At 49.5% G+C, this 23118-nt stretch carries 19 protein-coding genes; 2 read left to right on the top strand and 17 right to left on the bottom strand.

Annotation, left to right across the window (positions count from 1 at the left end; all coding sequences use genetic code 11):
* Positions 1 to 33: 33 nt before the first annotated feature.
* The 17 genes from accA to rpsB all read right to left on the bottom strand — a co-directional run bounded on the left by accA (position 34) and on the right by rpsB (position 19181).
* Positions 34 to 996 carry an acetyl-CoA carboxylase carboxyl transferase subunit alpha gene (gene accA / locus D515_RS04480; RefSeq protein WP_002536409.1) on the bottom strand — a complete coding sequence of 321 codons (963 nt, stop codon included), beginning with the start codon at positions 994 to 996 and terminating at the stop codon, positions 34 to 36.
* Between the two features lie 60 nt (positions 997 to 1056).
* Positions 1057 to 4536 carry a DNA polymerase III subunit alpha gene (gene dnaE, locus D515_RS04475; RefSeq protein WP_002536406.1) on the bottom strand — a complete coding sequence of 1160 codons (3480 nt, stop codon included), beginning with the start codon at positions 4534 to 4536 and terminating at the stop codon, positions 1057 to 1059.
* A 66-nt stretch (positions 4537 to 4602) separates the two neighbouring features.
* Positions 4603 to 5205 carry a ribonuclease HII gene (gene rnhB / locus D515_RS04470; protein WP_002536404.1) on the bottom strand — a complete coding sequence of 201 codons (603 nt, stop codon included), beginning with the start codon at positions 5203 to 5205 and terminating at the stop codon, positions 4603 to 4605.
* A 3-nt stretch (positions 5206 to 5208) separates the two neighbouring features.
* Positions 5209 to 6348, bottom strand: coding sequence for a lipid-A-disaccharide synthase (gene lpxB, locus D515_RS04465; RefSeq protein ID WP_002536402.1), 1140 nt, complete (start codon positions 6346 to 6348; stop codon positions 5209 to 5211).
* Entirely contained in the window at positions 6348 to 7136 is a 789-nt protein-coding gene (gene lpxA / locus D515_RS04460; protein ID WP_002536401.1) for an acyl-ACP--UDP-N-acetylglucosamine O-acyltransferase, read from the bottom strand. Before lpxA ends, lpxB begins: the two co-directional genes overlap by 1 nt.
* Before the next feature lie 2 nt (positions 7137 to 7138).
* A complete protein-coding gene (fabZ, locus tag D515_RS04455; RefSeq protein ID WP_002536399.1) occupies positions 7139 to 7591 on the bottom strand; it encodes a 3-hydroxyacyl-ACP dehydratase FabZ in 453 nt (150 codons plus the stop codon).
* 130 nt (positions 7592 to 7721) lie between these two features.
* Positions 7722 to 8747 (bottom strand): UDP-3-O-(3-hydroxymyristoyl)glucosamine N-acyltransferase, encoded by a 1026-nt coding sequence (gene lpxD, locus D515_RS04450; RefSeq protein ID WP_002536397.1) that lies wholly within the window; start codon positions 8745 to 8747, stop codon positions 7722 to 7724.
* Positions 8748 to 8759: 12 nt separating this feature from the next.
* Positions 8760 to 9269, bottom strand: coding sequence for an OmpH/Skp family outer membrane protein (locus D515_RS04445; protein ID WP_002536390.1), 510 nt, complete (start codon positions 9267 to 9269; stop codon positions 8760 to 8762).
* A gap of 21 nt (positions 9270 to 9290) precedes the next feature.
* A complete protein-coding gene (gene bamA, locus D515_RS04440) occupies positions 9291 to 11690 on the bottom strand; it encodes an outer membrane protein assembly factor BamA (RefSeq protein ID WP_039849606.1) in 2400 nt (799 codons plus the stop codon).
* A 37-nt stretch (positions 11691 to 11727) separates the two neighbouring features.
* A complete protein-coding gene (rseP, locus tag D515_RS04435; RefSeq protein ID WP_002536386.1) occupies positions 11728 to 13083 on the bottom strand; it encodes a sigma E protease regulator RseP in 1356 nt (451 codons plus the stop codon).
* Entirely contained in the window at positions 13080 to 14276 is a 1197-nt protein-coding gene (gene ispC / locus D515_RS04430; RefSeq protein ID WP_002536384.1) for a 1-deoxy-D-xylulose-5-phosphate reductoisomerase, read from the bottom strand. The genes rseP and ispC overlap by 4 nt, the downstream gene beginning before the upstream one ends.
* Positions 14277 to 14343: 67 nt before the next feature.
* Positions 14344 to 15192 carry a phosphatidate cytidylyltransferase gene (locus D515_RS04425; RefSeq protein ID WP_002536383.1) on the bottom strand — a complete coding sequence of 283 codons (849 nt, stop codon included), beginning with the start codon at positions 15190 to 15192 and terminating at the stop codon, positions 14344 to 14346.
* Between the two features lie 10 nt (positions 15193 to 15202).
* A complete protein-coding gene (locus tag D515_RS04420) occupies positions 15203 to 15973 on the bottom strand; it encodes an isoprenyl transferase (protein ID WP_002536381.1) in 771 nt (256 codons plus the stop codon).
* A 75-nt stretch (positions 15974 to 16048) separates the two neighbouring features.
* Positions 16049 to 16606 (bottom strand): ribosome recycling factor, encoded by a 558-nt coding sequence (frr, locus tag D515_RS04415; RefSeq protein WP_002536380.1) that lies wholly within the window; start codon positions 16604 to 16606, stop codon positions 16049 to 16051.
* 57 nt (positions 16607 to 16663) lie between these two features.
* Complete coding sequence (pyrH, locus tag D515_RS04410) at positions 16664 to 17392, bottom strand: UMP kinase (RefSeq protein WP_002536378.1); 729 nt, start codon at positions 17390 to 17392, stop codon at positions 16664 to 16666.
* An 86-nt stretch (positions 17393 to 17478) separates the two neighbouring features.
* Complete coding sequence (gene tsf, locus D515_RS04405; protein ID WP_002536377.1) at positions 17479 to 18321, bottom strand: translation elongation factor Ts; 843 nt, start codon at positions 18319 to 18321, stop codon at positions 17479 to 17481.
* A gap of 131 nt (positions 18322 to 18452) precedes the next feature.
* On the bottom strand, positions 18453 to 19181 hold the full coding sequence (gene rpsB, locus D515_RS04400; protein WP_002536376.1) for a 30S ribosomal protein S2: 729 nt from the start codon (positions 19179 to 19181) through the stop codon (positions 18453 to 18455).
* A gap of 322 nt (positions 19182 to 19503) precedes the next feature.
* On the opposite strand from rpsB, the gene map reads away from it, so the two are divergent.
* Positions 19504 to 20301, top strand: coding sequence for a type I methionyl aminopeptidase (gene map / locus D515_RS04395; RefSeq protein ID WP_002536375.1), 798 nt, complete (start codon positions 19504 to 19506; stop codon positions 20299 to 20301).
* A gap of 52 nt (positions 20302 to 20353) precedes the next feature.
* Positions 20354 to 22975, top strand: a complete 2622-nt coding sequence (glnD, locus tag D515_RS04390; protein ID WP_002536373.1) for a bifunctional uridylyltransferase/uridylyl-removing protein GlnD — start codon at positions 20354 to 20356, stop codon at positions 22973 to 22975.
* Positions 22976 to 23118: the final 143 nt, after the last annotated feature.

Below are 23118 nucleotides of genomic sequence, written 5' to 3'. Positions count from 1 at the left end.
GCCATTTGGCCCTTTTTAAATCAATCGGTTTGCTTAACAGTAACCGTAGCTCAGTAGACGCTGATAACGACGCTCGCGTAAATTATCTGCATCTAACTGTGCCAGTTCTTCCAACTGGCCCACCAGCAGTGCTTTGATGCTTTCTGCGGTTTTAGCGAAATCACGGTGTGCACCGCCCATCGGCTCTTCGATGATGTTGTCGATAAGACCCAGCTCTTTCAGACGAGGTGCAGTCATGCCCATTGCTTCAGCGGCTTGTGGGGCTTTGTCTGAATCACGCCACAGGATAGATGCACAACCTTCCGGCGAAATCACCGAGTAAGTGGAGTACTGCAGCATGTTCACGTAATCGCCCACACCAATCGCCAGTGCACCACCCGAGCCACCTTCACCAACCACGTTAACGATAACCGGCACCGTCAGGCCAGCCATCTCTTTCAGGTTGCGTGCAATCGCTTCTGACTGGCCACGTTCTTCAGCACCAACGCCAGGATATGCCCCTGCGGTGTCAATGAAGGTAATGATAGGCATCTTGAAACGCTCTGCCATTTTCATCAAGCGCAGCGCTTTGCGGTAACCTTCCGGCTTTGGCATACCGAAGTTACGAATCACTTTTTCGCGGGTTTCACGGCCTTTTTGATGGCCGATAATCATCACTGGACGGCCATCAATACGCGCCATACCACCAACAATTGCTTTGTCATCTGCATATGCGCGATCGCCTGCCAGCTCTTCAAATTCAGTGAAGATCAGATCCGCGTAGTCCAGAGTATATGGACGACGTGGATGACGTGCCAGCTGCGCAACCTGCCAAGCACCCAGATCGCTGAAGATTTTCTTCGTCAGCTCAGTGCTTTTGGTCTCCAATTGCTCGATTTCTTTGTCCAGGTTGACAGCCTCAGCTTCGTCGCCACGCTTGGACACTACACGCAAGGCTTCGATTTTTGCTTCCAATTCCGCGATTGGCTGTTCAAATTCAAGGAAATTAAGACTCATAGAGAAAGAATCCTGTTAAGTAATAACATAGCCCCGCACATTCCTGGCAGGGCCGAAGTATCAATCAAATTCCAGCTCGACCTGTTTATCGCCGAGCAGCGTTTTTAAATCATCGATCAGTTTGTCGTCTGGCGTAATACGCCACTCTGTACCTAAGACCAACTTGGCGCGAGCATCGTCACGCTGGTAGTAAAGGTTGACCGGAACCGTTCCCGCACGGTGCGGTTCCAATATCTCACTGAATCGTTCAAAAAATTTGTTATCAATTTGCCTGTCGGTCACTGAGATAGCAAGACCGCGCAGGTACTTTTCACGCGCTTGGGATATATCAAGCACTTCTCGTGCCGACATTTTAAGGCCACCGTTGAAGTCATCAAAGCTGACCTGTCCCGATACCACCAAAATTCTGTCTTTTTCTATGAGATCCAGATACTTTTCTAGCGCATCTGAGAACAGCATCACTTCCATGCGGCCCGAGCGGTCATCCAAAGTCAGGATACCGATACGGGTGCCTCGCTTGGTTGTCATCACACGTGCGGCGATAACAAGGCCAGCCACCGTTGATACCACATCACGTTTGGTGGCGTGGGCATCTTCAAGGCGCCAAGTAATATAATGCTTCAGCTCCTTCACATAGCTGTTGATCGGGTGCCCTGTTAAGTAAAGCCCTAGCGTTTCACGCTCTCCTTCCAACCAGACTTTGTCAGGCCATGGCGGCACTTTCGCGTATTTGTGCTCCACCTCTTCCGGTGCATCCGTCAGTACACCGAACATGTCAGTTTGACCAAACGCTTCTGCCTGATGGTGTTGGCTCGCTGATTTCAGTGCATCATCCAAAGAAGCCGTCATAGCTGCACGGTGAGGGCCTAATCGGTCCATGGCGCCTGACTGAATTAGCTTTTCAATCACACGCTTGTTTACCTTCTTGGTGTCGATGCGGGCACAGAAGTCGAACAGATCGCGGAAGTAACCGCCTTCTTGACGGGCTTTGATGATGTTTTCGATTGGCGCTTCACCCACACCTTTGATTGCACCGATACCGTAAACAATTTCGCCTTTTTCATTGACGTTGAATCGATATAGACCCGCATTCACATCCGGTGGCAGCATGGTGAGTTTCATGCGGCGACACTCTTCTACCAAGCCAACGATCTTATCTGTGTTATCCATATCCGCGGTCATTACCGCTGCCATGAATTCCGCCGGATAGTGTGTTTTCAGCCAAAGTGTTTGATAGGAAACCAAAGCGTAGGCTGCAGAGTGCGATTTGTTGAAGCCATAACCTGCGAATTTCTCCACCAAGTCGAAGATCTTCATCGACAACTCGCCGTCCACACCGTTTGCGATTGCACCGCTCTCAAAGGTTGCGCGCTGCTTCGCCATCTCTTCTGGCTTTTTCTTACCCATTGCACGGCGGAGCATGTCTGCTCCACCCAGGGTATAGCCAGACAGCACCTGAGCAATCTGCATCACCTGCTCTTGGTAAAGAATGATGCCGTAGGTTGGATCCAGAATTTCTTTCAGTGACTCATGCTGCCAAGTCGCATCAGGGTAAGAGATCTCTTCTCGTCCGTGCTTACGGTCGATAAAGTTATCTACCATGCCTGATTGCAACGGGCCGGGACGGAAAAGGGCTACCAGTGCGATGATATCTTCGAAACAGTCAGGTTGAAGGCGTTTGATCAGCTCTTTCATACCCCGTGATTCGAGCTGGAATACCGCCGTGGTTTCTGAGTTCTGCAATACGCGGAATGAAGCTGCATCTTCGAGCGGAATAGACTCAATACGCACCGGCTCTTGACCGCTACGCTCTAGGCGCGGGTTAATCAGTCCCAACGCCCAGTCGATGATGGTCAGGGTACGCAGACCCAAGAAGTCAAACTTCACGAGGCCCGCAGTTTCTACGTCATTCTTATCGAACTGGGTAACCGGGAAGTGACCTTCAGCATCAGCATAGATAGGAGCAAAATCGGTAATGGTGGTTGGCGAGATAACCACACCACCCGCGTGCTTACCGGCATTTCGTGTACAGCCTTCCAGAATGCGACAGGTATCGATAAGCTCGCGGACTTCTTCATCCGCTTCGTAAATTTCACCCAGTTGTGGCTCTGCCACAAAGGCTTTTTCCAGCGTCATCCCCGGATCAGGTGGCACCAGCTTAGAGATACGGTCAACAAAACCATAAGGGTGACCAAGTACACGCCCCACATCACGGATTACCGCTTTGGCAGCCATGGTACCGAAGGTAATGATCTGGGATACCGCATCACGTCCATACATCTCAGCAACGTGGTCAATCACCTGATCGCGTTTATCCATACAGAAGTCGACGTCAAAGTCGGGCATGGAAACACGTTCAGGGTTCAGGAATCGTTCGAACAGCAGATCGTATTCCAGTGGATCAAGGTCGGTGATTTTAAGCGCATAGGCCACCAACGAGCCCGCACCGGAACCACGGCCTGGCCCCACAGGAATCGCGTTGTCTTTCGACCACTGGATGAACTCCATAACGATGAGGAAGTAACCGGGGAAACCCATGTTGTTGATCACTTCCAGTTCGACTTCAAGACGCTCATCGTATTCAGGTCGACGTTTCAGGCGCTCTTCTTCATCCGGGAACAGGAATTCCAGACGTTCTTCCAAACCTTCCCGCGACTTCATCACCAAAAATTCGGTTTCTTCCATGCCTTCAGTCGGGAAGGCGGGCAGGAAGTATTCGTTGAGGCGAACAGTGACGTTACAGCGTTTGGCAATTTCTACTGTGTTTGCCAACGCCTCAGGAATGTCATGGAACAGCTCACACATTTCTTCTTCTGAGCGAAGATGCTGCTGAGGACTGTAGTTTTTCGGGCGGCGGGGATCTTCTAGTGTGTAGCCATCATGGATCGCGACGCGGATTTCATGGGCATCAAACAAATCCGCAGTCAGGAAGCACACCTCATTGGTCGCAACAACGGGAAGATCATGTTCGGCCGCAAAGTCGAGCGCAAAGTGAAGGTAAGCCTCTTCATCCGGGCGCCCTGTTCGCATTAATTCGATGTAATACGCATCAGGGAAATGAGTTTGATAGAAGGCTGCGCACTGATTAGCCAGACCTGCGTTACCTTTGAGTAGGGCTTTGCCCAGATCGCCCCGACGTCCACCCGAAAGGATGATAAGGCCTTCTTTCAACTCAACCAGCCAATCCTGATCGATAACAGGTTGATGCTGGATATGACCACGAAGGTAGGCTTTTGAAATCAGTAACGTAAGGTTTTTATAACCGATGTTGTTGGCAGCCAGTACGGTAATTTGGCAGAGATCTTCACCAAAAGCGTCCGTCTGCATTTTAAAGTCAGCGCCGATAATCGGTTTCACACCCGTACTCTGCGCCGTGTTGTAGAACTTCACCAAGCCACATAGGTTGGTAAAGTCCGTCAATGCCATCGCCGGCATGCCTAGCTCTGCCACTTTCTTGACCAATGGAGGCACCTTGCCGAGGCCATCGACCATAGAAAAATCACTGTGAACACGAAGGTGAATAAAGCGTGGGTCTGACATAGTACTCTTACGTTACTGATTTATTGTTGTGAATGTGGGAGGAATGAGATAATCCCTCCCGAAACATTATGCAATGCCGAGCGCGTTCTTAACAGGTTTAAAGCTCTTTCGGTGCTCGGGGATAGCACCATGTTCAGCAAGCGCTTCAAAATGCGCCTTAGTTGGATAACCTTTGTGCTTGGCAAAGCCGTATTGCGGGTATTGCGCGTCCAACTCTTCCATTTCCCGGTCTCGAACAACCTTGGCCAGAATGGAAGCTGCACTGATTTCCGCCACACGCAAATCACCTTTAACAACCGCCTCTGCAGGGATATTGAGTCCCCTCGGCACACGGTTGCCATCAATCAAGACAAAATCCGGCTTGATGTTTAAGCCAGCCACTGCTCGCTCCATAGCCAGCATGGTGGCAGAAAGAATATTGATGTCATCAATCTCTTCCGGCTCAGCACGGCCTAATGACCAAGCCAGTGCTTTTTCTTTGATTTCCTCAAAGAGCACTGCGCGTTTTTTGTCAGTCAGTTTTTTGGAGTCGGTCAGCCCTTCAATTGGCTTATTGGGATCGAGAATAACAGCAGCCGTTACCACTGCCCCCACCAAAGGGCCCCGTCCGACTTCATCAACACCAGCGATAAGCCTAGCGTCAGGATATACAAAAGGTTCGAAGTCCATTGACTAACGTCCTATCAGATTCAGCACTGCATCAGCAGATGTTTTGTCAGCATCGCAGCGGATAATTTCATGCAAGCGGGTGAATTCTGCCATCAAAGCGGTGTTGTCACTGTCGAGAAAACGGGAAACATCATTCGCCAAGGTTTCTGGCGTGCAGGCCTCCTGAAGACGTTCTGGCACCAGTTCACGACCTGCGAGGATATTCGGCAGAGAAACGAACTCAGTCTTAACCATGCGCTTGGCTATCCAGGCAGTGATCGCATTCACTTCGTAACCCACCACCATTGGACGTTTGACCAGCATGCACTCAAGCGCGACGGTGCCAGAGGCCAGCAGCACCGCGTCAGAAGCAATGATCACGTTGCGCGCAGTATCATCCACTAGCACAAAATCCAGTTCTGGTGCCGTTTGTTGCCATGCTTCTTCAAATTGGGCCCGGCGTTTTTCATTCACCAGCGCAACGGCAAAGCCGATATCCGGATATTTTGCTTTGAGCAGTTTGCAGGTTTTGATGAAGGTTGGTGCCAGCAACTTCATTTCACCACCACGGCTGCCCGGTAATACGGCGAGATAGCGCTTGTCCTGCTCTAAACCCAACAGTTTTTTTGCCGCAGCTTTGTCACTCACCATCGGGATGTCATCTGCCATGGTGTGACCAACGAATGCACAGGGAACGTCAAACTTGTCGTAAAAGGCTTTTTCGAAAGGCAGAAGTGCCAAGACTAAATCAGTGGCTGCAGCAATTTTAAAAATGCGCTTCTGACGCCACGCCCATACACTCGGGCTGACGTAGTGAACGGTTTTGATGCCATTGTCTTTGAGATCTTTTTCGAGCCGCAGATTGAAATCTGGCGCGTCGATACCGACAAACACATCAGGCGGATTAGCCGTGAAATAGTCGACAAGCTCACGCTTCACTTTTAGCAAACGCGATAAGCGGCCGAGCACTTCAACAATGCCCATCACGGCTAACTCTTCCATGTCGAACAGTGTTTCGCAGCCCAATGCCTTCATGCGAGGGCCAGCAATGCCCACAAATTCCGCGTCTGGATATTTGGCTTTGATTGCCTTGATAAAACCGGCACCTAAAATATCGCCGGAGATTTCCCCGGCGACAATTCCAATTCGAAGTGGCTTAGCCATTAGCGAATAATGCCTCGGCTTGAGTTCTCGAAAAACTCTACAAACAGCTGCAAAGCCTGCTCGTCTTTCGACATTTCAAGGATCTGTTTCTTGGCTTCTTCCAGAGTCTTACCCGAGCGATAAAGCTCTTTGTAAACAGCTCGGATTGCTTTAATCGCACTCTTTTCAAAGCCACGGCGCTTCAGACCTTCCACATTGATACCGAATGGTGCGCAGTGGTTACCCTGAGCCATCACATAAGGAGGAACATCCTGAACCACAATCGAACCACCGCCCAGCATGCAATGGCTGCCGATAGTGCAGAATTGGTGAATCGCGGTCATACCACCAACAATCGCGTAATCACCCACTGTTACGTGGCCAGCCAGCGTTGCATTGTTCGCAAAGATACAGCGATCGCCAATCACACAATCATGTGCAACATGAGCATTGATCATGAACAGGTTGTCACTGCCCACTTTCGTGGTGCCTTCATCCTGAATAGTGCCACGGTGCATGGTCACGCTTTCACGGATGGTGTTGCGATCACCGATGATCAACGTGGTAGGTTCACCCGCGTATTTGAGATCCTGACACTCTTCGCCAATAGAAGCGAATTGATAGATTTTGTTTTCACAGCCAATTTTGGTTGGCCCTTTGATCACAACATGCGTTTTGACTTCGGTGCCTTCACCGATTTCCACACCGGTGCCGATGAAAGAAAAGGCACCGATCTTGACGTTTGCGCCAAGGGTTACGCCTTCTTCCACAACAGCCGTTGGGTGGATTTGTGCGGTTTCATGAATCACGATTAAAACTCTCTTCTGGCACACTTCAGCTCAGCTGAGCAAACAACCTTACCATCAACTTTAGCAACGCCTGTGAACGCAGCAATACCGCGACGCTCTTTCAGGAATTCCACTTCCAGAACCATCTGGTCACCAGGGGTTACCGGCGCGCGGAATTTTGCGTTATCGATACTGGCAAAGTAATACAGTTCATTCTCTTTTGGCTGACCGAAGGTCTTAAATGCCAGAAGGCCGGTCGCCTGCGCCATCGCTTCGAGGATCAATACACCCGGAAATACAGGCAGCTGAGGGAAATGACCCGTGAACTGTGGTTCATTCACAGAGACATTTTTGATCGCGTGAAGGTATTTGCCCTCTTCGAAATCAGTAACACGGTCAATCAGCAGAAATGGATAGCGGTGTGGCAGCAGTTCTTTAATTTCGTTAACTGTCAGGATTTTATTTTCGCGACTCAAAGTTTTATTCCTGTATGAAATACTTATTATATGTCGTTGAATTGGCTGATAACACAAATGGCCCACACTGCAGGTTCGTTCCGACAATTTATCGAAATGAACCACCAGAGCAGGCCATCGCGGACGGCTATTACTCGCTGTCTTCTAGCTGTTTTTCAACGGCTTTCAATCGTTTATGCATGTCTTCGATTTTCAGCACTCGTGCAGCGGTCTTGCGCCACTCTCTGTTGGTCTGAAGTGGAATACCCGAAGAATACATGCCCGGTTCAGTGATAGGTCGCATCACCATCGCCATACCAGTGATCGTGACACCATCTGTAATTTCCATATGGCCGTTAATGACGGTCGCACCACCAATAATGCAATGCTTGCCGATCTTAAGGCTACCAGCCATTGTGGTTGCCCCTGCAACGGCGGTATTTTCACCGATCGAAACATTATGAGCGATCTGACACTGGTTGTCGATAATCACACCATCAGCAATCACGGTATCCTCAATCGCGCCACGGTCGATGGTGGTACAAGCACCAATCTCAACGCGATCGCCAATGACGACGCGACCCACTTGAGGAATTTTCACCCAGCGGCCTTTGTCGTTTGCGTAACCGAAGCCATCAGAACCGATAACGGTACCCGACTGCACAAGGCAAGACTCTCCTATCACCACATTGTGGTAAACCGTCACGTTTGCCCAGAGACGGGTATTGGCACCTAACTTGGTATCTTTGCCTACAAAGCAGCCAGCACCGACTTGCACGTTGTCGCCGAGCTCTACGCCGTCTTCTACCACAGCGTTATGGCCAACGGCGACGCCATTCCCCAGCTTCGCTGTCGGTGAAACATAGGCACTTGGGGCAATATCAACCGCACAGGCAGGTGTGGTGTCCAGCAATTGTGCGGTTAATGCATATCCCAGATACGGGTCTTTCAACACTAGTGCATTTCCGGTGCAGTATGACAGGTCGGCTTCCTTAACCATCACAGCACTTGCCTGACACTCAGCAAGATGTTTGCGGTATTTGCTGCTGGAAAGGAAGGTGATCTCTCCTTCGCCAGCTTTATCCATACCCGCGATGGCAGTGATTTGCACACTGCCATCACCGTGCAGTTCTGCACCCAGTTTTTCCGCTAATTCAGCGAGCGTAATAGAAGCCATTTTCTACCTTACTTATTTCACTGCTTTCAGTACTTTTTCTGACAGGTCGTCTTTCGGGCTTGCGTACATCACAGCCTGGCTATTGATGACCATGTCATAGCCTTCTTTCTTGGCAATTGTTTCAATGGTTTTCTGTAGCTTCTGAACAAGCTTACGCTCTTCTTCTGCTCCACGCTTACGCTGGTCTTCCTGAAGGTTTTTCGCTTTCAGTTTGAAATCTGCGTCCAAAGCCTGCAGCTCACGCTGAAGCTTGGTGCGCTCTGCTTCGCTCATCAATTCGCCATTACGCTGAAGCTTATCGACACCTTTTTCCAGACGATCTCTCAGACGATCCACTTCCGCGATGCGATCTTTGAACTCTTTACGAAGCTGATCATTAACATTACTTTTCTTCGCCATTTGCGCCAACACCGGGCCAGTCGCAACATAACCGATTTTCTGTGCAGCTTCTGCCGCTGTTGCGTAAAAAGAAGCAGTAACAATGGCGAGGCTCAGGCCTGCCGCTTTGATAATAGGTTTCAAACTTTTCTCCTAATGTTGAAATCAGAACGTACGGCCAATGGTAAAGGTGAAGAATTCCTCATCATCACCCTCGTATTTCTTGATTGGTTTAGCCAGCGAGAAAACCAGCGGTCCCATTGGGGAGCGCCATTGAATCGCTGCACCATACGATGCCCGGTAGTTCGATGGATCGCTATAGTCGTAAATGTATTCCTGCCCACTGATGACACGCGCATCATTCAGGTCGTATTCGGTATCCCATACTGAAGCTGCATCCACGAACACACTGGTTCGAATCGCACTTCTCGCCTCTTCAGAAACAAATGGCATCGGGAAAATCAGTTCGGCACTGGCCAATGCAATCGCATTACCACCGACAGAGTCGTTACTGCCTACAAGCGCTGGGTTGTTGCCTGCCCCCTGGTCATAAACGGCTTTTGGACCTGCTGTATTCGAGCGGAAACCACGAAGCGTTGAGTAACCACCTGCATAGAAGTTTTCATAAAACGGAAGCAGGTAATCATTCTCGTCGTTACTGCCATAGCCGTTGCCGTAACCCAAACGTCCTCTCATCAGGAAGGAGAAGTTGTGTCCTTCATCGAGTGGGAAATATTGGCGAACATCATATTGCGCTTTGAAGTACTGGGCATCAGAGCCTGGCACTGTCATACGGAATGACGCACGCTGGTAGTTGCCCGCTGTTGGGAAGAAACCACGGTTCAGGTTGTTTCGCGTCCAGCTTACCGACCAGTCAAAGTCATCGACCACGAGACCACCATCATCAGTCACGCTGTCGCCCATCGAATCGAGGAACTTTTGAATCTGGTAATAACCGCCCAGATTTTCGATCTGGCGGTGAGTGTAACCCACAGAGAAGTCGAAATAGTTAATTTCGTCGAATGGGAAACCCCAGGTCAGGCTGGTACCGTAGCTCTTGTCGGTATAGTCGACAATGTTTGCATCAGAGGCTTCAAACTCGTTGAAGAAAATACGGCCACCAAGGCTAATACCATCCAAGGTAAAGTAAGGGTCACGATAATCCAGCGTCAGGTTCTTTTGGTAGTCATTGATCATTGCATTGACACCAAAGCGGTTACCTGTACCCGCAAAGTTATCCTGCTGAAGACCTGCCTGGAAGCTGATTCCCGACTCGGTACCGTAACCGATACCAAAGTTCACGCTACCGGAGTTGGTCTCCTTAACCACATACTCAACGTCTACCTGATCATCCGTACCCGGCACACGGGAAGTGCGAACATCAACGGTTTCAAAAAAGCCCAGACGATTCAGACGATCTTTACTGGTCTCTACAGATTTAGAGTTCAGCCAAGAGCCTTCCATCTGGCGCATTTCGCGGCGCAGCACTTCGTCTTTGGTGATTTGGTTACCAGAGAACTTGATGTTACGAACATAAATACGCTTACCCGGCTCTACGTTCACGTTAAGAGCAACGGTCTTCGCTTCGTCATCAAACTCAGGAATAGTGGAAACCTGAGGATAGGCATAGCCTTGTTCACCCAGTTTACGCTTGATTTCATCTTCAAGGCGCGTCACTTTTTGACCGTTGTAAGTCTCACCGTCTTCGAAAGGCACCAGGGCGGCAAATTCAGCACTGTTTTTACCGCCTCGGAAGCTGACATCTGCCACCGTGTAAGGTTCGCCCTCATCAATGTTCAGGGTGATATAGACGCCTTTTTTATCCGGTGAGATAGAAACATTGGCGGACTCAACACGGAATTTCAGATAACCGCGATTGAGGTAAAATGAACGCAGGTTTTCTAGATCTCCTGCCAACGCCTGTTTCTGATACTGTTCGTTGGCAAGGAAGTTCCACCAAGGCACATCAGCGCGCAACTCGAAGTTGGACTTGAGTTCATCGTCAGAGAAGACTTCATTACCAATAAAGTTAATTTGTTGGATTTTTGCTGAAACGCCTTCAGTGAAGACAAATTTCACATCAGCACGGTTTCGCGGAAGCGGGGTGATCACCGTATCCACGACAGCATTGTATTTACCCACGCTGTAGTAGAAATCTTCCAAACCTTTTTCGATGTTGGAAAGCTTGGTGCGGTCCAGTGACTCGCCCACGCGAAGGCCAGAAGCGGAAAGATTTTCTTCCAGTTGTTCTTCTTTAATGGCTTTATTGCCTGAGAAAGACACGCTGGCAATCGTTGGGCGTTCAATCACTTTGACCAACAGATCATCGCCATCACGGAAGACGCGCACGTTTTCAAAGTTGCCGGTGGAAAACAGGGATTTGATGATCCCGGAAACATCGCCTTCGTCGATGTTGTCGCCAACCCGTACCGGCATTGCGAGCAACGCAGCACCGAGGCTGACGCGCTGAAGCCCCTCAAAACGAATATCTTCTACTACGAACTCATCGGCCGTAACAGAACTTGAGAATAAAAGAGAGGCTATAAGAAGTTTTTTCATCGCCATTGCTTGCTCTGACATTTCCTTGCTAAACGCTGAATGTTTATAGTCGGGCGAAATCGTTAAATATCGCTACAGCCATCAACGCCATGATGATTGCTGTACCTACCCGATATCCCATATCCTGCACTCGTTCAGAGACGGGGCGACGTGTCACGGCTTCAATACCAAAAAACAACAGGTGTCCGCCATCAAGAACCGGTAACGGTAACAGGTTAATAATGCCTAAATTAACGCTGATCAGTGCGAGAAAGCCGAGAAAGTATACCAGACCGAAGTCTGCGGTCATCCCTGCACCTTTTGCAATTGAGATAGGTCCACTCAAATTCTTTACTGCCACATCACCTGTGAACAGCTTCTTAATCATCCCAGCAGTCAGTGATACCACCTGCCAGGTTTTGTCCATCGCAGCCGGAACCGCATCCAAAGGACCATGCTGAAGTGTCAGCTGATGCGACTCGGGCCAAGGCTCAACATGCGGCGCAAAACCAGCGTAGCCAGTTGCCTTACCATCTTGTTCATTCACGTCAGGGGTCAGGGTCAAAGACACCTCAGCACCGTCACGCTCGACAAGAACAGACAGAGCTTGTCCAGGGTTTGCACGGATAGTTTCTACCACCCCAGACCACTCCGTAACGGGCTTATCACCCAGAGACAGTAGTCTATCGTTTACCAGTAACCCGGCTCTTTCTGCCGCACTGCCTTCCATTACATTGGAAAGCACATTGGTGATTTCCGGGCGGTAAGGCGTCATTCCCAGAGTGCGCAGTGCTGACTGAGATTCAGGATCGAAAGACCATGTCGCTAAGTCCAACTTCTTCTCAATCGCATAGGCAGCATTCTCATCAGGTTTGACTGCCAGCGTCATCTCACTGTCACCAATGTGGGCAATCAACTGAAAATTGACCGATTCCCAATCTGGCGTTTTGATACCGGAGATTTCAGTTAGTTCCATTCCCGGTTCAATGCCCGCTTGTGCAGCAATAGAATGGGGAGCGACATCACCAATAATCGGTTTTACTGCTGGTACACCAATGATCATCACCAGCCAATAAGCGGCAATAGCAAACAAAAAGTTTGCTGCTGGCCCTGCAGCAACAATCGCACTGCGCTGCCACAGTGGACGATTATTGAATGCTTGCTCTTTCTGGGATTCAGGGACATCGTCAACACGCTCGTCGAGCATTTTGACGTAGCCACCCAGCGGGATCATCGCTAACGTATATTCGGTGCCATCTTTGCCCACTTTCTTCCAAATCGACTTACCAAAGCCAATCGAAAAGCGCTCAACTTTCACACCACATTTACGCGCAACCCAAAAATGGCCGTACTCATGTACCGCAATCAAAATGCCGAGTGCAATGAGGAAAAACAGCAGGTTCCAAAGAGTGGCGCTCATTGTGTTAACTCCGTAATCCTTTTCTGAGCCATGACACGTGCTTTGTCATCTATCTCTAAGAGGCTTTGAATGCAGGATGGTTCCGATAACTCCGCCCGTTGTAACACAGCATCATTCACCTCAGCAATCTGCATGAAGCCAATTTGCCCTTGCAAGAATGCTTCAACCGCGACTTCGTTAGCTGCATTTAGAGTCGTTGTTGCAGCCTGACCCACGTAACAGGCATCAATCGCCAGCTTCAAACATGGATAGCGGTTGAAATCAGGTTTAAGGAAAGTGAATTCACCCACTTCACTGAAATCCAAAGGCTTCACACCCGCTTCAATACGGTCCGGATAAGCCATTGCGTAAGCGATAGGTGTACACATGTCAGGCAAACCCATTTGTGCCAGTACAGAACCGTCACGGTACTGTACCATCGAATGGATCACCGACTGAGGATGAATGATGACATCCAACTGTTCACGACTGGCATTAAACAGCCAGCGCGCCTCAATATATTCGAGGCCTTTGTTCATCATAGTGGCAGAATCGACGGAAATTTTAGGCCCCATCGACCAGTTCGGATGCGCAATAGCTTGAGCTGGTGTCACTTCCTGAAGAAGGGCCAAATCAGTGTAACGGAACGGACCACCAGAACCTGTAAGAAGGATTTTGCTAACCCCTTCTGAGGCCAAATCACAAACACCCGGACGCGATTGAATACTTGCAGGAAGACACTGGAAAATCGCATTGTGTTCACTGTCGACGGGCAGGAGCTCAGCGCCGTATTGGTGAACCGCATCGATAAAGAATTGCCCAGACATCACCAGCGCTTCTTTATTTGCTAACAGTATGCGTTTCCCAGCCTTCACTGCTGCCATAGTAGGAATAAGCCCCGCCGCCCCCACCACTGCAGCCATGACAGTATCAACATCAGTGTGCTCAGAAATCGCAGAAAGACCTTCAATCCCGCTGAGCACTTCTGTCGCACAGCCTTGATTTTTCAATGCCAGACGTAAACTTGCAGCAGCTTCAGCATTCGCCATAGCGGCAAACTTTGGACGCCACTTCAGACACAAAAGAAGCATTTCATTGACGTTGGCATTCGCCGCGAGCGCGAAAACCTCGTAGGCGTGAGGATTCTTTTCAATCACAGAAAGCGTGCTGGTACCAATTGAGCCGGTTGCACCAAGAATCGTTATCTTACGCATAGGAAACTCTGAATTTTTGTTCCATAAAGCCTGAATACAACTCACCGGCGAAACGCCGGTGAGAGAGTTACGCAAGCCAGAAATACAATACGGTGAAAACTGGGAATGCGGCCGTCAGGCTATCTATTCTATCCAGTATACCGCCATGTCCAGGCAAAATGCTGCCACTGTCTTTCACACCCGCGACACGCTTAAACATGCTTTCCGCAAGATCGCCCAAAACTGAAGCGAAGGAAGTGATCAAAGCAACAAGACCTAACATAGCAAGAGAGGAGAAAGGAATAGAGAAATACTGGGCAGCGGTCAAGGTGACAGCAACGGCTGCAATCAACCCGCCAATCAGACCTTCAACCGTTTTATTTGGGCTCACTGAAGGTGCCATTTTGCGCTTACCGAAGGTCTTACCCGCAAAATACGCACCAGTATCAGCAGACCAAACCAACAAACAAACCAAAAGCACCATCTTCGCGCCAAGGTAAGGGGAAACATCGAAGTGGTAGGCACGGAGAAGAATAACGCTCCAAAGGAATGGAAGCAGCGTCAGTACGCCAAATCCTTGCTGCACTGCGTTGCTATCACCCCACCAGCTAGTCCCTCTTGGATAGCGCAGCACCATCACAGTAGCAGCCAGCCACCATAATGCACCAGCAATCGCCAACACACTGCCACTTGTAGTGGTGAGTTGAAGGCCATCTTGAGTCACAGGTAACGCAAACAGTGAACCGACAAGAATGATTGCAGGGAAAACAAATGCGCTAAAACGGGACGAGGCAGCCACAAACTTGGTCCACTCCCAGTGGCCAAGTAAAGTGACACCTGCCACAGCAATCACGAAAAGTTGTAACGGCAAAAAGAAAATACCGGCGATAACAAGCGGTGCCAGTACCAGTGCCGTTAAGACACGTTGTTTCAGCAAACGAAACCCTCTATTTTTCTACTTGTAACATGGCCTTGATCTGCTCACCGGTACACCCAAATCGGCGTTCACGGTTGATAAACCAAGCAATAGCATCGGTGAGACTTGTCTCGTCGAAATCAGGCCAGAATTGTTCGGTGAAATACAACTCTGCATAGGCCGCTTGCCACAGCATAAAGTTGCTAATGCGGCATTCGCCACTGGTGCGTATCATCAAATCTACGTCTGGTAGACCAGAACAAGACAGGTGCACCTGAAGATCACCTTCAGTGAGTTGCTCTGCAGGAATTTCGCCACGCTCTACCTGAGCCGCAAGCTTTTTGACAGCCTGCATAATATCCCACTGACCGCCATAGTTGGCAGCCACGTTCAATACCAATCCGGTATTGTTGGCCGTTAAAGCTTCCGCCGCGGCAATTTTATCTTGTAACGACTGGCTAAAGCGCGTGGTATCGCCAATTACCTTGAGCTTTACACCATTTTTGTGAAGACGTTTCACTTCACGTCCCAGCACAGTGACAAAAAGCTCCATCAACAGGCTGACTTCTTCCTCTGGACGACGCCAGTTTTCACTGCTGAATGCAAACAGGGTTAAAACCTGAATACCAAGACGATTAGCAGCTGAAACAGTTTTTCGAACGGCGTCAACACCGGCTTTGTGGCCAAACATACGCGCTTTGCCACGCGCTTTGGCCCAACGGCCATTTCCGTCCATGATGACGGCGATGTGTTTGGGAAGTAAGCTGGGATCGATTTCTTGATGGAAAGATTGGGAGCTCATCATTATCCTTCGCAAATAAAAAGCGCTGTACTGCTAGCACAGCGCTTCGGCAATGGAATCAGAGTGTAGCCGGAATTAAACTTCCATCAACTCTTTTTCTTTGGCTTCAAGAATTGTGTCAATTTCTTTAACAGCCGCGTCAGTCAGTTTTTGGATATCGTCCTGACCACGACGCTCTTCGTCTTCAGAAATTTCTTTCTCTTTCAGCAAACCTTTCAGATCGCTGTTGGCGTCACGGCGGATGTTACGAACAGCAACTCGGCCACCTTCAGCTTCACCACGAACAATCTTAACCAAATCGCGACGACGCTCTTCGGTCAACGGTGGCAATGGAACGCGGATAACGGTACCCGCAGACATTGGGTTCAGACCCAGATCTGAAGTCATGATCGCTTTTTCGATAGCTTGCGTCACAGACTTATCGAATACAGTGATAGCCAGAGTACGTGCATCTTCTGCAACGATTGAAGCCAATTGCTTCAGCGGAGTTGCAGAGCCATAGTAATCGACAGACAGGCCATCAAGCAGTGCTGGATGCGCACGACCAGTGCGGATTTTAGATAGAGTGTTCTTCAGCGCTTCAACGCTTTTCTGCATGCGCTCTTTCGCATCTGCGTTAATTTCATTGATCACGAGAATATCCTTGAAGATTCTTTTTTCTAACGACGGAGATTATGCCACTAAAATTGATTAACCGTTATTAATTAGTGTGCCTTCTTGCTCACCCATCACAACTCGGCGCAGTGCACCTGGCTTATTCATGTTGAAAACACGAATCGGCATCTTGTGATCGCGAGCCAGAGTAAAGGCAGCAAGGTCCATCACTTTCAATTCTTTTTCCAGCACGTCCTGGTAAGCCAGGTGGCTGTAAAGTTCTGCATCCGGGTTTTTCGCTGGGTCGTCAGTGTAAACGCCATCAACCTTGGTGGCTTTAATCACAACATCAGATTCGATTTCAATGCCGCGCAGACATGCTGCTGAATCTGTGGTGAAGAATGGGTTGCCTGTACCTGCAGAGAAAATTACCACACGGCCGTTGCGCAGTTGACTGATAGCTTCCGCCCAGTTGTAGCTGTCACACACACCGTTCAGAGGGATAGCAGACATAACCCGCGCGTTCACATAGGCACGGTGCAGTGCATCACGCATAGCCAGACCGTTCATTACAGTCGCCAACATACCCATGTGGTCGCCCACAACCCGGTTCATACCCGCTTCTGCAAGGCCTGCACCACGGAATAGGTTACCACCACCGATAACCAAGCCAACTTGTACTCCAAGTTCAACCAGTTCTTTGATTTCTTGTGCCATGCGGTCAAGCACAGCCGGATCGATACCGAAGCCTTCTTTACCTTGCAGCGCTTCGCCACTCAATTTAAGCAAAATTCGTTGATAAGCTGGTTTTGGGTTTGTAGTCATTCTCACTACCTTTAGGCACTAACTTCTACGGATGGGATTGTGAAAAGACCGCAGGGTTCTGCGGTCTTTTGGGTCTCAAAGAGGAATTAACCTTTCTGAGCGGCTGCAACTTCTTCTGCGAAGCTCATGCCAGCTGCTTTCTCGATACCTTCACCCACTTCCAGGCGGATGAAAGTAGAAACAGAAGCGCCTTTCTCTTTCAGGATGTCACCTACAGATTTCTTAGGCTCCATGATGAAAGGTTGACCAGTCAGAGAAACTTCGCCGGTGAATTTCTTCATGCGGCCTTCAACCATTTTCTCTGCGATTTCTTTAGGCTTGCCTTCGTTCATCGCGATTTCTACTTGAACTTCGCGCTCTTTAGCAACTACGTCAGCTGGTACGTCGTCAGGAGTTACGTACTCTGGACGTGATGCAGCAACGTGCATTGCGATGTGCTTCAGAGTTTCTGCGTCGCCTTCACCAGCAACAACAACACCGATGCGCTCGCCGTGACGGTAAGAAGCCATCGCTGAACCTTCAACGTAAGCTACGCGACGGATAGAGATGTTTTCACCGATTTTAGCAACCAGCGCTACGCGGTCATCTTCGAATTTCGCTTGCAGCTCTTCTACAGTCGCTTTGGTTGCCGCTGCTTCATCAGCAACTGCGTTTGCGAAAGCAGTGAAGTTGCCGTCTTTAGCAACGAAGTCAGTCTGACAGTTAACTTCAACCAGAGCAGAAACACCATCAACTTCTTTGATGATGATTGCGCCTTCAGCAGCTACGTTACCTGCTTTCTTAGCAGCTTTAGCAGCGCCTGACTTACGCATGTTTTCAATCGCCAGCTCGATGTCGCCGTTAGTTTCTACCAGCGCTTTTTTACATTCCATCATGCCTGCGCCAGTGCGTTCGCGCAGTTCTTTTACCAGGGCAGCGGTAACAGCCATTGTTCATTCCTCGATTCGAAACTATTTGGGTAAAAATCAGGGGCCCATAGTTGGCCCCTGCTAACCTACTTAGCTTACAGTGCTGTCTGTGACAGTCTGATGGCTAAGAACGCTCACAAGGAGCAAGTGTCTTATTCAGCGACTTCAACCAGCTCGTCTTCTGCTTGAGCTACGATGTCCTGGCTACGGCCTTCAGTGTATGACTGAGCTGCAGCATTCAGGTACAGTTGAACTGCGCGAATCGCGTCGTCGTTACCTGGGATAACGAAGTCAACGCCGTCTGGGTCAGAGTTGGTATCAACTACCGCGTACACTGGGATACCCAGGTTGTTTGCTTCTTTAATAGCAATGTGCTCGTGATCAGCGTCGATTACGAACAGTGCGTCTGGCAGACCGCCCATGTTTTTGATACCGCCCAGAGACTTCTCAAGTTTCTCCATTTCACGGGTGCGCATCAGAGCTTCTTTCTTAGTCAGCTTCTCGAAAGTACCGTCAGTTGACTGAGTTTCCAGATCTTTCAGACGTTTGATTGACTGGCGAACAGTTTTCCAGTTAGTCAGCATACCGCCCAACCAACGGTTGTTCACGTAGTACTGATCACAGCTTTCTGCTGCTGCTTTAACAGATTCGCTAGCGGCACGCTTAGTACCAACGAACAGTACTTTACCCTTACGCTCACCAACTTTGGTCAGCTCAGCCAGTACGTCGTTGAACATTGGTACAGTTTTTTCTAGGTTAATGATGTGAACCTTGTTACGTGCACCGAAGATGAACGGCTTCATCTTAGGGTTCCAGTAACGAGTCTGGTGACCGAAGTGAACACCAGCTTTCAGCATGTCGCGCATTGAAACAGTAGCCATTTTAATTCCTCTTGGGGTTAGGCCTCCACATATCCCATACATCCGACCCTCAAAGGGCACCCCGGAGCATGTGCCGATATGTGTGTGTGTTAAAAAATAAGTGTTTGTCGAAACCACCTAAACAGAACCGGAAGACCCGATTAACCATTAAGGCGTATTTCGGCGCGCTTTATACCATAAAAAGCGCCTTAGAATCCAGCATAAAAAAGTCAGTGAGTCGCCGGGTAAGGTTCCCACATGGCGATGCGATTGATAATATGTAGTAATAGCAGTCAATTCCTCCCTTGCTGTTTCAGTTAAGGGAGCCAACTGAGAGAAAGCAATGAGCGCCACTATTAAATCGGCTGAAGAAATCGAAAAAATGCGTGAGGCCGGTCGCCTTGCGGCAGAAGTGCTTGAGATGATCGAACCGCACGTAAAAGCGGGTGTGACGACTGAAGAGCTAGATGATATTTGCCACAAATACATCACAGAGACACAGCAAGCGATCCCAGCACCGCTCAACTACCACGGCTTTCCAAAGTCTATTTGTACATCAATTAACCACGTTGTATGTCACGGTATCCCGAGTAAAACTGACGTGTTGAAAGATGGTGATGTCATCAACATCGACATCACAGTGATTAAAGACGGCTACCACGGCGACACGTCAAAAATGTTCCTGGTAGGTGAAGTGTCAGCGGAAGACAAAGCACTGTGTCACGTCGCACAGGAAAGCCTCTACCAAGCCCTGAAAAAAGTGAAACCTGGCGCGCGCATTGGTGACATCGGTACGGAAATCCAAAAGTTCATCAAAAACCGTCCAAAGCGTTACTCAATCGTGAAAGATTACTGTGGTCACGGTATTGGTGCTGAATTCCATGAAGAGCCGCAAGTGGTGCACTACAAGAACAGTGACCGCACCGTCATTAAAGCGGGTATGTGCTTTACCATTGAGCCAATGATCAACGCAGGTAAATTTGGCACTCTGCTGGATGATGATGATGGCTGGACGGTATATACCGTTGATGGCAAGAAATCCGCGCAATGGGAACACACGATTCTGGTCACGGACACCGGTTGTGAAATCCTGACTCTGCGCAGTGAGGAAAAACTGCCTCGCATTTTGAACAACGCATAATTCAAAAAACAGAAGTCGGCCAATGCGCCGACTTTTTTTATCAAGGATGACAATGAACAACGTTTTGCTCTCACCCAATGAACTGACCGCTGAGCAGCTGAATCTTACTGAGCTTAAAAATCAGCTGTCACTGTTCGGTGAACAACAGAAAGCCGCTTTTCTTGAACGCAAGCCCGTCACGGATTTGGTTTACCAGCGTTCAGATTACATTGACGCCTTGCTGGAAAGGCTGTGGCAACATTTCGAATTTCATCATCATCCCAACCTTTCGCTGATTGCCGTAGGCGGTTACGGACGCAGAGAGCTTCACCCTCTTTCTGATATCGACCTTTTGATCCTCTCTGAAAACGGCATAGATAAAAACTACCAAACGCGTCTCAGTGAGTTCGTAACACTGTTATGGGATTTAAAACTGGAAGTTGGTCATTCCGTGCGTACCCTCGCTGAGTGCATGGATGTCGGCCTCGACGATTTGACCGTCGCCACCAATTTACAGGAATCCCGATTGCTTTGCGGCAGTGAACGAATCTTCCATGAATTGAAAAACCGCATTCACTCTGAGCAGTTCTGGCCCAGCGAAAGATTCTTCAAAGCCAAAGTTAAAGAGCAAAAAGAGCGTCATGCCCGATACCATGATACAGCCTACAATCTGGAGCCAGACATCAAATCCAGCCCAGGCGGTCTTCGTGATATCCATACCCTGAGTTGGATTGCGCGCCGTCATTTCGGTGCCACTAGCCTGCGAGAAATGAGCAAATACGGTTTTTTGACTGATGCCGAATTCCGTGAACTCGACGAATGCCAGACGATGCTGTGGCGCATCCGTTTTGCCCTGCACCTTGAACTCCGTCGTTATGACAACCGCCTCACCTTCGCCCATCAGCCTTCTGTTGCTGAAACTCTCGGTTACCAAGGCGAAGGAAACCGTGGCATAGAGCTCATGATGAAAGACTTCTACCGCACACTGGGAAGAGTGTCTGAGCTCAACAAAATGCTGATCCGCCTGTTTGCACAGGCGATTGAAAACGAGCCCGACAGCAAAACCATTGAAGTGCTGAGCGATGATTTCCAGCGTCATGGCCGCCAGATTGAAGCGCGCAAGCCAGCATTGTTCCAGGCACGTCCCGACACCATCATCGACATGTTCCTGCACATCGCTAACGACAAATCGATTGAATCCATTTCAGCACCGACGCTCAGACAGCTCCGCACCGCGCGCCGACGTTTGAACCGCTTTCTGTGCGATGTGCCAGAAGCGAAAGAGAAATTTATCGCCCTGACCCGCCACCCAAATGCGCTGCACAAAGCTTTCCCTTTGATGCATAAGCACGGCGTGTTGTCAGCCTACCTGCCACAATGGAGCCAAATAGTTGGCCAGATGCAGTTTGACCTTTTCCACGCCTATACCGTGGACGAGCACACTATCCGCCTGCTCAAACACATTAACGGCTATAGCTACGAAGAAAACCGCGACAAGCACCCTATCTGTTGTGATGTTTACCCTCGCTTGGCGAAACCGGAGCTTCTCTTACTGGCAGCGATTTTCCATGACATTGGCAAAGGACGCGGTGGCGATCACTCAGAAATTGGCGCAGAAGAGGCCTATAGCTTCTGTATCGATCACGGCTTCTCTCGCCCTGAGGCGAACCTTGTCAGCTGGTTGGTCGGCAATCACCTCCTGATGTCTGTCACCGCTCAGCGCCGCGATATTTACGATCCGGAAGTCATTACTGAATTTGCCCAGAAAGTGCGTGATGAAGAACGCCTCGACTACCTGATTTGCCTGACCGTGGCCGATATCAACGCCACCAATCCAGAGCTTTGGAACAGCTGGAAACGTACTCTTCTGGCAGAGCTTTACTACTCCACCCAGAAAGCGTTGCGTCGTGGGTTGGAAAACCCGCCAGATATTCGTGAACGTATCCGCCATAACCAACATTTGGCATCAGCCCTGCTGCGTAAACACGGTCACACACCGCGGGAAATTGAGCTGCTTTGGCAGCGTTTTAAAGCGGATTACTTCTTGCGTCACACCCACAAGCAAATCGCCTGGCACAGTGAGCACATTCTGAGCCACGAAGGTGATGAGCCTTTGGTACTGGTCAGCAAGAATGCCACCCGTGGTGGCACCGAGATTTTCGTTTACAGTCAGGACAGACCAAGCCTGTTTGCCCGTGTGGTCGCCGCGCTTGATAAGAAAAATCTCAGCGTCCACGACGCACAAATCATGACCAGTAAAGATGGTTTCGCACTGGACACTTTTATGGTGTTGGACTCACATAACGAAGCGATTCAACCCGACCGGCACGAGAAAATCCGCGAGGGTGTCACATTGGCACTCACTCAGGATGGGCCGATCACGATTCCGGTCAAACGTGCGTCCCGTAAGTTGATGGCCTTTAATGTGAAAACGCAGGTCTCTTTCCTACCGACTCGCACGGGACGTCGCACACTCCTTGAACTGGTCGCCCTGGACACACCGGGACTCTTGGCACGTGTAGGTGCAGTATTCGCCCGCGAAGGTGTGTCTCTGCAAGCGGCAAAAATCACCACTATTGGTGAGCGTGCAGAAGACTTTTTCATTGTGACTGATGGTGAACGCCAGGCGCTTTCTGACGAAGTTCAGAAAACGCTGAAAGAAGCACTATTTGATGCCTTAAATGATGCAAATTAGTGGTGAATGAAACTGGAGAATTTCGCTCAGTCAGCATATTGGGCGATCTCGACCACAAGTCTCAGACATTGATCATAACAATGGTTGGGGCTGAAGAAAGGATGCTGCTAAAGTGAACAATAAGTGATTGAACCGTAGTCTGT

Origin of the sequence: Grimontia indica, from assembly GCF_000333895.2 — a bacterium.
Classification (GTDB): domain Bacteria; phylum Pseudomonadota; class Gammaproteobacteria; order Enterobacterales; family Vibrionaceae; genus Enterovibrio; species Enterovibrio indicus.
This window is presented reverse-complemented; position numbering and strand designations above follow the sequence as displayed.

Coding starts and splice junctions, on each gene's coding strand:
- accA (WP_002536409.1), bottom strand. CDS start 996: ATGAGTCTTAATTTCCTTGAATTTGAACAGCCAATCGCGGAATTGGAA.
- dnaE (WP_002536406.1), bottom strand. CDS start 4,536: ATGTCAGACCCACGCTTTATTCACCTTCGTGTTCACAGTGATTTTTCT.
- rnhB (WP_002536404.1), bottom strand. CDS start 5,205: ATGGACTTCGAACCTTTTGTATATCCTGACGCTAGGCTTATCGCTGGT.
- lpxB (WP_002536402.1), bottom strand. CDS start 6,348: ATGGCTAAGCCACTTCGAATTGGAATTGTCGCCGGGGAAATCTCCGGC.
- lpxD (WP_002536397.1), bottom strand. CDS start 8,747: ATGGCTTCTATTACGCTCGCTGAATTAGCGGAAAAACTGGGTGCAGAA.
- bamA (WP_039849606.1), bottom strand. CDS start 11,690: ATGGCGATGAAAAAACTTCTTATAGCCTCTCTTTTATTCTCAAGTTCT.
- rseP (WP_002536386.1), bottom strand. CDS start 13,083: ATGAGCGCCACTCTTTGGAACCTGCTGTTTTTCCTCATTGCACTCGGC.
- ispC (WP_002536384.1), bottom strand. CDS start 14,276: ATGCGTAAGATAACGATTCTTGGTGCAACCGGCTCAATTGGTACCAGC.
- D515_RS04420 (WP_002536381.1), bottom strand. CDS start 15,973: ATGAGCTCCCAATCTTTCCATCAAGAAATCGATCCCAGCTTACTTCCC.
- pyrH (WP_002536378.1), bottom strand. CDS start 17,392: ATGACTACAAACCCAAAACCAGCTTATCAACGAATTTTGCTTAAATTG.
- tsf (WP_002536377.1), bottom strand. CDS start 18,321: ATGGCTGTTACCGCTGCCCTGGTAAAAGAACTGCGCGAACGCACTGGC.
- rpsB (WP_002536376.1), bottom strand. CDS start 19,181: ATGGCTACTGTTTCAATGCGCGACATGCTGAAAGCTGGTGTTCACTTC.
- map (WP_002536375.1), top strand. CDS start 19,504: ATGAGCGCCACTATTAAATCGGCTGAAGAAATCGAAAAAATGCGTGAG.
- glnD (WP_002536373.1), top strand. CDS start 20,354: ATGAACAACGTTTTGCTCTCACCCAATGAACTGACCGCTGAGCAGCTG.